At 37.1% G+C, this 12,667-nt stretch carries 10 protein-coding genes; 4 read left to right on the top strand and 6 right to left on the bottom strand.

Features of this window, described 5'->3' with window-relative positions:
* Nucleotides 1-14 precede the first annotated feature (14 nt).
* The 5 genes from QOX03_RS02530 to QOX03_RS02510 all read right to left on the bottom strand — a co-directional run bounded on the left by QOX03_RS02530 (nucleotide 15) and on the right by QOX03_RS02510 (nucleotide 8,157).
* Nucleotides 15-2,321 (bottom strand): glycoside hydrolase family 20 protein, encoded by a 2,307-nt coding sequence (locus QOX03_RS02530; protein ID WP_283671372.1) that lies wholly within the window; start codon nucleotides 2,319-2,321, stop codon nucleotides 15-17.
* 6 nt (nucleotides 2,322-2,327) lie between these two features.
* The gene (locus QOX03_RS02525) at nucleotides 2,328-3,380 is read right to left on the bottom strand and encodes a carbohydrate-binding family 9-like protein (RefSeq protein WP_119059322.1); all 1,053 of its coding nucleotides are present in this window, start codon (nucleotides 3,378-3,380) and stop codon (nucleotides 2,328-2,330) included.
* A gap of 11 nt (nucleotides 3,381-3,391) precedes the next feature.
* Nucleotides 3,392-5,629 (bottom strand): GH92 family glycosyl hydrolase, encoded by a 2,238-nt coding sequence (locus tag QOX03_RS02520; protein WP_283671371.1) that lies wholly within the window; start codon nucleotides 5,627-5,629, stop codon nucleotides 3,392-3,394.
* Nucleotides 5,630-5,917: 288 nt separating this feature from the next.
* Entirely contained in the window at nucleotides 5,918-6,922 is a 1,005-nt protein-coding gene (gene murB, locus QOX03_RS02515; RefSeq protein ID WP_283671370.1) for a UDP-N-acetylmuramate dehydrogenase, read from the bottom strand.
* A gap of 38 nt (nucleotides 6,923-6,960) precedes the next feature.
* Nucleotides 6,961-8,157, bottom strand: a complete 1,197-nt coding sequence (locus QOX03_RS02510) for a pyridoxal phosphate-dependent aminotransferase (RefSeq protein ID WP_119059266.1) — start codon at nucleotides 8,155-8,157, stop codon at nucleotides 6,961-6,963.
* Between the two features lie 84 nt (nucleotides 8,158-8,241).
* Here QOX03_RS02510 and QOX03_RS02505 point away from each other — a divergent pair, with 84 nt between their 5' ends.
* Genes QOX03_RS02505 through QOX03_RS02495 form a run of 3 tightly spaced genes read left to right on the top strand, consistent with a single transcriptional unit; the run spans nucleotide 8,242 to nucleotide 9,234 of the window.
* On the top strand, nucleotides 8,242-8,511 hold the full coding sequence (locus QOX03_RS02505; protein WP_283671369.1) for a YtxH domain-containing protein: 270 nt from the start codon (nucleotides 8,242-8,244) through the stop codon (nucleotides 8,509-8,511).
* A 12-nt stretch (nucleotides 8,512-8,523) separates the two neighbouring features.
* Nucleotides 8,524-8,874 (top strand): phage holin family protein, encoded by a 351-nt coding sequence (locus QOX03_RS02500; protein WP_283671368.1) that lies wholly within the window; start codon nucleotides 8,524-8,526, stop codon nucleotides 8,872-8,874.
* A gap of 6 nt (nucleotides 8,875-8,880) precedes the next feature.
* Nucleotides 8,881-9,234 (top strand): hypothetical protein, encoded by a 354-nt coding sequence (locus QOX03_RS02495; protein ID WP_283671367.1) that lies wholly within the window; start codon nucleotides 8,881-8,883, stop codon nucleotides 9,232-9,234.
* Nucleotides 9,235-9,489: 255 nt separating this feature from the next.
* Here QOX03_RS02495 and QOX03_RS02490 read toward each other — a convergent pair whose 3' ends face one another.
* Complete coding sequence (locus QOX03_RS02490) at nucleotides 9,490-9,861, bottom strand: DUF1573 domain-containing protein (RefSeq protein ID WP_375730845.1); 372 nt, start codon at nucleotides 9,859-9,861, stop codon at nucleotides 9,490-9,492.
* 94 nt (nucleotides 9,862-9,955) lie between these two features.
* Between QOX03_RS02490 and QOX03_RS02485 the strand changes: the two genes are divergently transcribed.
* Nucleotides 9,956-12,571, top strand: a complete 2,616-nt coding sequence (locus QOX03_RS02485; protein WP_283671366.1) for a valine--tRNA ligase — start codon at nucleotides 9,956-9,958, stop codon at nucleotides 12,569-12,571.
* Nucleotides 12,572-12,667 lie beyond the last annotated feature (96 nt).

The following is a 12,667-nucleotide window of genomic DNA, read 5'->3' as shown; positions in this document are numbered from 1 at the left end:
ATTTTATAAATCCACTAATTCACTAAAATTTCATCTATAAACATCCAAGCATCACCCCCGTAAGGTGCTTTCCCTAGATTATCAACAAAGACTTTAATGTACCTTGCTTTGGTCGGCTCAAAATCAAAAGCAAAATCAGTGATTTCTGCATAGCCATTATCCGCATACGGGCGAGTAAACTTCCCTACCGAAATGTAATCTATACCATCCTCTGAGACCCAAACCTGAGCACCTATCGGGTAATAAATTCCACTGCCTTGATTTTCCATAGCACCAATTTTTACTTGATTAATCTCTTTTTCTTGACCTAAATCAAGCGTCAAAGTCACATTATCGTTTAGCCAAGCTTGCCATTGCCCATCGTGAAAATCCAAAGAGCCACGCGTGATATTGGTCATCGTCTTTTCTCCTTGCCCCGTATAGCTTTTATGGGCATACGGCTCATAACTTACTTTCGCATTGATAGCCTTGTGAATTTCAATATTCTTTTTGTAAACCTTCCCAGCTAACTTTCCGTCTATGAAGAGCCCTGCACGTATGGTTGAAGTTTTATTAATTTCTAAAGGCTTAAAAAATTTCGGGCTTTTTTCACTCAAATCTGCATCATCAATCGTATAGCGAATTTCTTTCTCACCTGGGAACTCATTATTTAGGTCTAAAATCACTTGTTTTTTCTCTTTTTCTTGATTGACTTTCACACTTCCTGTTACATCAAAAATACTTTTAGCATAATTAATCCCCAGTAAATCCCATCTTTTCATCATGCTAAGCGTTTTTTGATAAAATTCTTTTTTGTTCCGAGTAGAAACAGGACTCCATGCTATCTCTGACAGTGCAAACAAACGCGGATATAGCATATACTCTGAGTGTTCTGTCGTATGAATATATTCTGCCCAAAGATTGGCTTGCGGGCCCAAAATATGCTTGCCTTCTTCCATATTTAGCTCCGCTGGGATTGGTTCAAAATCATAAACCTTGTCCAAAGTTTTCATGCTCCCAAACGCCTGTGGCTCAACATCTGGCATGCCCTGAGGGCCATCAAAATAGAGCACGCCTGGGGTCATCACAACATCATGCCCAGACTGTGCTGCTTCAATCCCACCTTCCATTCCACGCCAACTCATTACGGCTGCTCGCGGAGCTAATCCTCCCTCCAAAATTTCGTCCCAGCCAATGATTTTCCTTCCATGCTTGTTGAGGTATTCTTCAATTCTTTTTATCATATAGCTTTGCAATTCATCTACATCTTCAATGCCCAATTGCTTCATTCTATCCTGCGTCGTTTCACAAGTTTTCCATTTAGTTTTGGTCGCTTCATCTCCCCCGATATGGATATACTCTGAGGGGAAAAGCTGCATTACTTCTGCCAAGACATTTTCTAAAAACTCAAAGGTTGATTCCTTCCCAGGGTCATAAATATGCACAATCGGCCAAACTCCACCTGGCGGAACGGTAATTTTCTCTTCCGTACAAGAAAGCCACGGATAAGCCGCAATCGCACTAGAAACATGTGCTGGCATTTCAATCTCTGGCACGACGGTAATGCCTAATTTCTCAGCATACGCCACTACTTCTTTGATTTCTTCTTGCGTGTAAAAGCCTCCGTAAGTCGCCTTTTCACTTGGCTTTTGGTCGGGGCGATTGTTCCAATGAAGATTTTCATGGTCGACGCGCCACGCACCAATTTCAGTTAATTTCGGGTATTTTTTAATCTCAATACGCCAACCTTGGTCATCAACCAAATGCCAATGAAATGTATTTAGCTTCAAAAGCGCCATTCGGTCTAATGTTTTCAGAATATATTCTTTGGGGAAAAAATGTCTTGAAACGTCCAACATCAATCCACGCCAAGCAAAGCGTGGCTCATCTTTGATTTCTATTGCGGGAATCTTCCATTTCATTTTTTGTGAAGTTTTACTCTCTACCTGAACTGGCAGAAGCTGGCGTAAACTTGCAACTGCGTGTGAAAAACCTATTACTGTAGAAGCTTCTATTGCGATCTGATTTGGTTTTACCGACAAACGATAAGCTTCTTTTTCTAAGTTTTGATTTTTTTCAAGGCTTATAAAATTTTTAGAAGGCTTCATCTTCGTTGCTTTCAATACGAATTCGCCTGATTTAGAAAACAAATACTGAAGCTGCTCTACGGCTCCTCTTTGATTGTCATCGGTAAAGTAAATGATAGTTTGTGGTGTGAATTCGAAACTCCCGTTCAGGAGCTTGATTTCTTTTGGCTCTGGAATAATTCCTACCGATTTTTTCTGAGCAAAAATTGTAAGGCTTAAAAAAAAACTGAATAAAATTAAGAAATTTATTTTCATGACATTTTATTTACTGATTGATAAGAATTTACCGTCTTGTTGTATTACAAAATCTTCTTTACCATTTGGATTTTCGATAATGATGTTGTACCCTGCCCAGTGTTTCTCAACTCGAGGAACAAGTGTTTTTTCTTCCCACAGCATTTCATAGTCTTTTGGATTTTGACTTAGCTTATCAAGGTTTATTTTTTTTGAATTAATATCTCTGTACAATTTATATAGGTACCACTTGATTTCTTCTGTTTTGGGAATTTCAAACGTATCATTTTGCCCAGCATATTTTGGAGAGAAATAGACGTAGCCCCATTTTTCTGGTTCATGCATATTGATGACGCCTTGTGGCGACCAAACCCAGTTATACTCTGGTAAATAATTGCCGTTTTCATCTTTTTTACGGTTGTATTTCCCATCTGTCAATTCATAATCCCAGTTGACGCGTGAAAAGTTTACTCGCCAAAACTGCTCGGTGGGGACTCCTTTGGTTGCCGCTGCTTCTTCTAAAACCTGCCATGGAATCGCTATTTCTACGCTCCAGGATTTATCTAAATCAGTTCCGTCATTCAAAGTTCCGTTGATTTGTACCGCTGATTTCAGCCCTTGGATGTCCCAAGAATCGATAATGGGCGCTGGTTCACGGTAAGGCTTGGTTATCAATAAATCCCACACGGTATTGAGTGCATTTATTTCAAATTCATAATAATTGTGGGTGTCGCCTGTTGGGTCTATAAATATCTCAAAATCATTGTTGTAAAAAATAACGGTATCTCTTTGGTATAAATTTGCCCAAATATGCTGCTCTTCCAATTCCGCATAGAAGTAGAAATATTTTTGGTCATACAGCATTTTAACTTTAGTCGAATATGGTGGTATTTTATCTCCCTCGATATCGATAAATCTTGAGGTAAATGGCACTTTACTCCACTCGTTTTCATCGGCTTTCCCATCAATCGTCAAAGAATCATAGGTTTGATAAGCGATATAAGTTTGGGGTGTTGTGACTTGTGCTTTTGTGAAATTAAGGAAATTTAAAAAAATTATAAGGCTTAAAAAATTTTTCATGATTTCTTTTTTCAATTTAAAGTTCCACTTTTATTGGGCTGGTTTGATAGAATCAATTTCAAGGTTCCCCCGCTCAAGATCTCTTGATGCGTGATGCTGGTGCCTGCAATTGGTTTCCCGTTCCAGTAGGCGTTTTTGATGTAAATATTCTCTGGCGAGAAGTTTTCTGTTTCTAGTTTGAAGGTTTTGCCATTCTGCAACTTCATCTGCACAGATTCAAACATGGGCGAGGTAATTTCATATTCAGCAGAGACTGGATTCATCGGGTACAGCCCCATTGAACTCATCACATACCAGGCTGACATCTGCCCACAATCTTCGTTCCCGCTATAGCCATCCTTTTGTGCCGAGTATTGCGTTTTCAAAATTTTATTTACAAAATATTGTGTACGCCAAGGTTGTCCAATTTTATTAAACAAATATGCGATATGATGGCTCGGCTCATTCCCGTGTGCATATTGGCCAATCAATCCTGTGATATCTGCCGAAATGTTATCGCCTGTAATTTCTGAACTTTCAGTAAATAATTGCTCTAATTTATTGATGAAGTTATCTTTTGATTTAAATAGATTAACGAATCCCTCCACATCATGCAAGACAAACCAACTGTGTTGCCAAGCGTTTCCCTCGGTATAGTCGGTATGTTCGCGGTGGTTTGATTTTTTAGGGTCAAACGGAACGTTCCAAGAAATTTTGTCAGAAGATTTCCCTCGCATAAATTCTGTTTCAGGGTCAAACAAGTGCTGATATGCCTTCGAGCGATTCATAAAATATTGATAATCTTCTTCTTTACCCAAAGCCTTTGCCATTTGTGCCAGACAATAGTCATTATATGCGTATTCCAGCGTAATTGTTACTGACTCATCTAATTTATCGTAAGGAATGTAACCATACTCTTTGTAAAAATCTAAACCTCTTTCATCTTGCATCATCGTTGTTTTCATCGCCTTATAAGCTTTCTCTGCATCAAAACCTCTGATACCCTTCATATACGCCTCTGCTATTACCGCCACACTATGGTAACCTGTCATCGTATTAGTCTCGTTCGCATAGAGCGTCCACACTGGCAAAATATTTCTCACCTCGTAATACGCCAGCATCGAATTAATCATATCTGCTATGCGGTCTGTATCTGTGAAGTTTAGCAAAGGGTGCTCGGTTCTGAAGGTATCCCACAGTGAAAAAGTTGAATAAGCAGTTCCGTTAATTTTTGCTATTTCATCATTTTCTAAACGAAACTCTCCATTCACATCAGAGAAAGTTACTGGAGCTAATTTCGTATGATACAAAGCGGAATAAAAAATGGTCTTCAGCGTATCATTTTTGGTCTTCACCTGAATATTTCTCAAAGCATCTTCCCACAAATCATTGGATTTTTGTTTTATCTCATCAAAATTAACTTCATCTTTCACTGAGTTTAGATTCAGTAAAGCATTTCCCTCGCTCACGGATGAAATTGCCGTTTTTACCACAATTTTATTTGCGGCATCCGCTTCAAAGAAAAACTGAGCTGCTTGAGCATTATCTCGTCCTCCAAATTGAATATTTTTTAAAGGCTTAGAAAATTTCATGGCAAAAAAAGTTTTCTGATTCGGCGCCCAGCCTTTACTAAATCTGTAACCTGTGATGGTGTAGTCATCTTTTTTAGTAATTTTAGTCTGCAAGGCTTTATCCCAGTTGATGGCCAATGCTAAATTTAAAATTACCGATGGCGTTGCATTTTCTTGGAAAGTGTAGCGCTGATACCCTACACGATTTGCTGCCGTAAGCTCTACAAAAACCTGAGGATCATCTAAATAAACGGAATAGTAACCTGGCTTTGAGGTTTCAGAACTATTTTTATAGCTAGATTTATAAGTAATTTGATTTCTCCCCGCTGGCGAATTTTCTTTTTCCGCTCTTGGATTTAGTGGAATTTGATTTAAATCATAAGCCTTGATTGCGGGCATCAAAAGAATATCAGCCAAATCTCCAATCCCAGTCCCACTCAGGTTTAAATGGCTAAAACCTACAATTACGCTATCTGATGCATGATAGCCAGAACACCAATCCCAGCCGCTGATACCATTCACAGGATTTACCTGAACCATACCAAACGGGACACTCGCTCCAGGGTACGTATGCCCATGCCCTCCAGTCCCGATCATCGGGTCTACATAGCGTGTATGAGCATTATTCAGCCCATAATAATTTCGGGTTGAGCACCCTACCAAAAACGGCAAAACGAGGAATAAAAATAAATTTTTCATTTAACTGATTTATAAAAATTATCTCAACCTCTAAATTTAGTGATTTCTAAAATTTTAGACAAAATTTCATCAGAAATTAAATAAAAAACTTTTTAAATCATTTTTTTTAGAAGTTTGCTTAAATTTTAAATCAAGAAACCTTTAAGACATCTTCATTCTTCGGGAGAAAATTTTTCCATCAGTTTTTTCACAACCTTTTTTTGCCAATTACTGTTTATCGCAGGCATAGATTTTTGAATCTCATGAAATAAAATTCAAAAAACCAGAGATCAACATTTCATTTTAAAATCAATTGATAAGGTTTACCTCTCTTTCTAGAGTAATCCCAAATTTTTCTGCCACATCTTTTATGATTTGTTCAGAGAAATCAAAAACAGCTTTTCCGCTTGAGTTTCCGTAGTTCACAATGACTAAAGCTTGGCGTGGATGCACACCGATTTCGTTTTGCTTTCTCCCTTTCCACCCCGCATGTTCAATTAGCCAACCAGCTGGGACTTTAATGCCACCGTCCACTTCGTAGAAAGGAATTCCAGTGCATTTTTTTTGAAGGCTTAAAAATTTTTCTTCCGAAATCACTGGATTTTTAAAAAAACTCCCTGTATTTGGTTCCTTCTCAGGATTGGGCAATTTTGATTCACGTATTTCTATCACAGCTTGACTGACCTCTTGAATACTGGGATTCTGAATATTTTTTTGTTTTAAAGTTTCCAAAATTGAACCGTAACCCAAGCGCAATTGATGATTTTTTTTGCTAAGCTTGAAGCCAACTCGGGTGATGATGAATTTCTCTTTTAGTTCTTTTTTAAAGATACTATCTCGGTAGCCAAATTGGCATTCTGAATTTGTGAAAACTTTCATCTTTTTTTCTTCCACATCAAAGCCGTAAACATTGGTAATCAAATCTTTCACTTCTACGCCATACGCTCCAATATTTTGAATCGGTGCAGCACCCACCGTGCCAGGAATCAGTGAAAGATTTTCTAAGCCTCCGTAATTTTTGCTCAACGTAAATTGTACAAAACGATGCCAATTTTCACCTGCTTGTGCAATGATTTCCACATTTTCATCGTTATGGATTTCTTCTATACCTTTATTATTTATTTTAAGAATCACTCCATCAAAATCACTTCGAAACAAAACATTACTTCCTCCGCCCAAGACATAAAATTTCTCTAAAGGCTTAGAAAACAATTCTTCTAATTCTGTTTCTTGATTAATTTCCACCCATTGCTTCGCTACAACTTTCACATTCATCGTGTTGTAAGCTTGTAAATTTTTGTTTAGTTCTACCATAATTTTTTTTATAAGGTTGAGAATAAGCTTTTAATAAATTATTTTCTCCCAGGGTAAACCTTTAGCGCTTCTTCTAAAATTTTCAAGGCTTTTTCTAAATGTTCTAAATCCAAAACATATGCGATTCGCACCTCGTCTACCCCTTTGCCTGGCGTAGAATAGAAACCTTGCATGGGTGCAATCATCGTCGTAGCGCCCTCCCAGCTAAACTCTTCTAAAATCCACTTAGCAAATCGCTCAGAATCATCGATTGGCAAACGTGCTACGCAATAAAATGCACCTTGTGGTTCAGGGCAAATAACGCCTTCTATCTGATTCAAAATTTTAACCGTAAAATCTCTGCGTTTACGATATTTCAGATTGGCTTCTTTCAGGTATTCTCCGCTATTTTTGTGTGCCGCTGACGCTATGTGCTGGCTGATAATATTCGGGCTCAACCGAGCTTGTGCAAATTTAAGAGCAGCAGACAAAACGGTTTCGTTCTTGGTAATGATCGCCCCCAAGCGGATGCCACACATGCTGAATCTTTTGGATTCCGAGTCTATCACGATAGCGTTTTCTCTAATTTCTGGAAAATCTAGAATAGAAAAATGCTTGCGGTCGTAGGCAAATTCTCGGTAAACCTCATCTGAAATTAAGTAAATATGATGTTCTAAAACAAGATTTTTTAAGGCTTCTAATTCTTCTCTTTTGTAGAGATAACCCGTCGGATTCCCTGGATGGCAAATTAAAATCGCACGTGTTTTGGGCGTAATCTTATTTTCAAATTCTTCGATGGGCGGTAGCACAAAACCTGTTTCAATGCAGGATGATACAGGTATCAACTTCACATCCAGCTGACTAGCGAAACCATTGTAATTGGCATAGAAAGGCTCTGGGACAATTATTTCCTCACCAGGCTCTGCAATAGCAGAAATTGTGAAAAGAAGTGCTTCAGACCCACCATTGGTCGCCAAAATATCTTCAGCTTCTATATTATAGCCTACACTTTGGTAATATTTGGCAAAATTTTTTCGGTATTCAAATTCCCCCTCAGAACGTGTGTAGCTGAGCGTTTCTTCTTCCCAGTGGTGTAATGCTTTAATAGCGGCGCTAGGGCTCTTTATATCAGGCTGCCCGATGTTGAGCTGATAGACTTGCAAACCTTTTTCTATAGCTATATCTGCACTTGGCATCAATTTCCTGATGGGAGATTCTGGCATGTTCTGTGCTCGTTGTGAAATTGTTAGGCTCATATCAGAATATTTTTTTTCAAAAAATGAAGTTATGGTATTGTTTTTGTAAATTTAACTAAATAATTAATGATAAAACAATTTAAAATGAAAAAATCTAACGAAACAGGAGCAATCATCGGAAGTCTACTTATAGGTGCTTTAGCGGGTGCCGTTGCAGCCTTGCTACTAGCTCCACAAAGTGGAAAGGAAACTAGAAACATTTTAATGGATGAATTAGATCACTTGAAAGATGAATTCGATTCTTATGCCAATGACTTTAGTGACAAAGCTCAAAAAATCAAAGCAGATCTTCAGAAAAAAATCAAAAGAACAGAAGCTGAATTGAATGACATTGCCCATGAATACGGCATATAAATCTTGTTCTATATGTTTGGTAATGTAAAAAATTATGTTCAAGACCAGATTATGCTTGCCAAATTGGAGGGCTTAGAAAGTATTGGACGCATTATTTCTAGAATTGCAGTAATGATTTTAATGGCAATATTTGCCACATTTTTCTTATTAATCGTAAGCTTTGCTGCTGGGTATTACATCTCAGTATTTTATGATGATTATTACATTGGTTTTTTGATTGTAGCAGGCATTTATTTCTTGCTGTTTTTACTGCTTTTAATTTTTAAAAAGGGTATACAAAATCTAATTATCAATATGGTAATCTCATCAGCAATGAGTGATTCTAAGGATGATATTAAAAGAATAAAAAAAGAGAATAAATAAAAGTTTATGGCTTCTAATTCTATCAGAAATATAAAAGACTTACAGAATAAAAAGTCTGAGTTGAAAAACAATATTGAAAACGGAATCAATAACCCGCTGAGCAATGTAACTTCGGTGCTTTTTAATGTATTGAACAAGCAAAGGAAAAAGGAAAAATTTAATTTGCACAATACAGAACGTATGCAAAGAAATGAATTGATGAGCGAAGGGATAAAGGCTGTCTTGACTTTGGTTGCCAGCGCAGCGGTATCACGCTTTAAGCTAGGTACTTTATCTAAAATGGCTTTGACGAGTACTGTCGCTATTGCAACGCCTTATGTGGTTGATTTGATTCAAAATAAAATCACAGGTAAAAGATAATCTTTGAAGCTCTAAACCTTTTTGAACAAAAGTAATAATCAATGGATTCAGAAAAAACTCTCTGAATCCATTTTTCATTTGAGACATAAATTTATCAAGCCATTAAATTTTTTAAGCCTTGTAAAATTTTAGCTGAAAATCTTATTTTAAATCCAAATATTTGCAAATTATCTCAAATTTTTTTTAAGCCTTTAAAAAAATAAAAATCTGCAAATAGCAGATTTTTATTCAATTTAGACAAAAAAGATCATTTAATTATTTCGATAAAACCTCCCCTCTAATCCTCAAAATTTTTCTTGCTGATTTTTCATCATTTGAATAAACGGTGATTGATTTAGAGAATTTACCTGGATGCTCTGTATTGTAACTAACTTTAATTTCTCCTGTTTGCCCAGGTAAAATTGGTTTTTCGGGTTTCTCAGGGATGGTACATCCACAGCTGGAGGAAATGCTTTTTATTAAAAGCGGTTTATCTCCTGTGTTTTTCACGACAAAACTCCTCACCCCATTAGAGCCTTGTTCTATCTGCCCATAGTCGATTACTTCTTGCTCAAAACTGATTTCTTGAGCTGACAATGCTGCAAATCCTAAAAATAAAGTAAAAGATAATAGAATATTTTTCATCATTTAATTTTTTACAAAGTTAATCATTATTTTCTAAAGCTAATTTTAATCTTAAATTTGCTTTCTAATCATAAATATAACAAATAATAGACCATTTATGGAGATTGCTTCTAAATACAACCCCAAGTTAACCGAAGAAAAATGGTATAACTTCTGGCAAGAGAAAGGTTTTTTTCATTCACAACCTGATGAGAGACCAGCGTACACCATCGTTATTCCGCCGCCCAACGTGACTGGTGTCCTCCATATGGGGCATATGCTCAACAATACGATTCAAGATATTTTGATACGGAGAGCGCGTATGCAAGGCTACAATGCCTGCTGGGTCCCTGGGACAGATCATGCTTCCATCGCTACCGAAGCCAAGGTTGTTAACCGACTGAAGGAAAAGGGAATTGATAAGAAAAATCTGACAAGAGAAGAATTCTTAGATTATGCCTGGGATTGGACTCACGAACATGGCGGGAAAATCTTAGAACAACTCAAAAAACTTGGTGCTTCTTGTGATTGGGATCGCACAAAATTCACTTTAGATGAAGACTTGTCGGCCTCTGTCACTCAAATTTTTATAGATTTGTTTAACAAAGGAAAAATTTACCGTGGCTTCCGAATGGTCAACTGGGACCCTGTGGCAAAAACCAATATTTCTGACGAAGAAGTCAATTACATTAATCAAAAAGGTAAACTATACTACGTTAATTATCAACTAACTAACGGAGAAAAAATTCAAGTTGCTACAACCCGACCCGAAACTATTTTTGGCGATACTGCAATTTGTGTAAATCCTGAAGATGAAAGATACAAACATTTGATTGGCTCGATGGTGACCATTCCTATTGTCAACCGAGAAATCCCACTGATTGCCGATGAATACGTTGATATGGAATTTGGTACAGGTGCGCTAAAAATCACTCCTGCACATGATCTTAACGATTATGAAATCGGTCTGCGCCATGGTTTAGAAATTCTTGACATTTTTGATGATGAAGGGAAAATCAATCATTTGGTTCCCGAGTATGAAGGGATAGATCGCTTTGAGGTTCGTCAATTATTTTCTAAGGCTTTAGAAAATTTTGGAGCATTAGCAAAGATCGAAGATTATGATAATAATGTAGGTACCTCTGAAAGAACTGGCGCCGTTATAGAACCTAAACTCTCGGTGCAATGGTTTCTCAAAATGAAAGAAATTGCACAACCAGCTTTGGATGCAGTGAAAAGCATGGACGTGGAACTTTTCCCTGATAAATTTAAAAACACATGGAACCACTGGCTAGAGAACGTCCACGATTGGAATATTTCGCGTCAACTCTGGTGGGGGCATCGTATCCCGGCTTATTTTTATGGCGAGGGGATCCACGATTTTGTAGTTGCCGAAAACATCGAAAAAGCAGTAGAACTAGCCCGCAAAAAAACACTAAATCAAAATTTAAATGCAGAGGATTTAAAGCAAGATCCCGATGTGCTAGACACTTGGTTCTCGTCTTGGCTTTGGCCAATGTCTGTTTTCAATGGAGTTTTAGAACCCGAAAACAAAGATTTCAATTACTACTACCCTACACAAGATTTGGTGACTGGCCCTGATATCATGTTCTTTTGGGTCGCAAGAATGGTAATGGCGGGGTATGAATTTTTTGACAAAAAACCTTTCAGCCATGTTTATTTCACTGGGATTGTGCGTGACAAGCAACGGCGAAAAATGTCAAAATCTTTAGGGAATTCTCCCGACCCTATTGATTTGATGAAAAAATACGGAGCCGATGGCGTACGTGTGGGGTTGATGTTGAGCTCATCGGCAGGGAATGATTTGCTTTTTGATGAAGATCTATGTTTGCAAGGTCGAAATTTTGCTAATAAAATTTGGAATGCTTTCCGACTAATCAACGGCTGGGAAACGGCAAATCAAGAAGTAAATAAAGTAACTCAATTTGCCAATGATTGGTTTGACTCTAAACTTTCTTCTGCCATCAAAGAAATGAATAGTCACTTCCTGAAATTTAGAATTTCTGATGCGCTCATGGTGCTCTACAAGTTAATTTGGGATGATTACTGCTCTTGGTATCTAGAAGCCATCAAGCCAGAATATGGGCAATCTATTGCTAAAGAAACTCAAGAAAAATCTATTGAATTTTTAGAAAGCCTTTTAAAATTACTGCATCCTTTCATGCCTTTCCTTTCTGAGGAAATCTGGCAATTAATAAAAGAGCGCAAAGATGAAGAAGCCTTGATTATTACTCAACAACCAAAAGCTAAAGAAGTAGATACCAACCGATTGGAAGTTTTTGAATATTCTACTAAAATCATTTCAGCGCTACGGAATTTAAGAAATGAAAAAAACATTCCGCTAAAGGAGAAAATCAGTCTTTATACCGAAAATGATTATTTATTCAACCTTGGCTTGGTTGAGAAATTAGCAAATTGCGAAGAAATCTTTGTCACCAAAGACGCTCCAGAAGGTGCGCTTTCACTGCGCATCGAAACGCAAGAATTTTTTGTACCCTTGGGGGGATTAATCGACATCGATAGCGAAAAACAAAAATTGCAAGAAGAAAAGGAATATTTGCAAGGTTTTTTAAAATCGGTAGAAAAAAAGCTAAATAATCAGAATTTTGTTGCCAATGCACCAGAAAATGTAGTCAATACGGAACGAAAAAAACAAGCAGATACGCTAGAGAAAATTAAATTGATTGACGAGCAATTGGATCAACTGAATTAATTTTTTTTAAGCCTTAAAAAAATTTTTCATGAAAATTTAAGCTAATTCTAAAGCTTTAAAATTTAAATAAAACAAAAAATCCGAAAAGAAGTTTTT

The organism is Candidatus Ornithobacterium hominis, assembly GCF_951229915.1.
GTDB lineage: Bacteria > Bacteroidota > Bacteroidia > Flavobacteriales > Weeksellaceae > Ornithobacterium > Ornithobacterium hominis.
The sequence above is the reverse complement of the archived record's forward strand: the minus strand, read 5'-3'. Positions and strand labels throughout refer to the sequence as shown.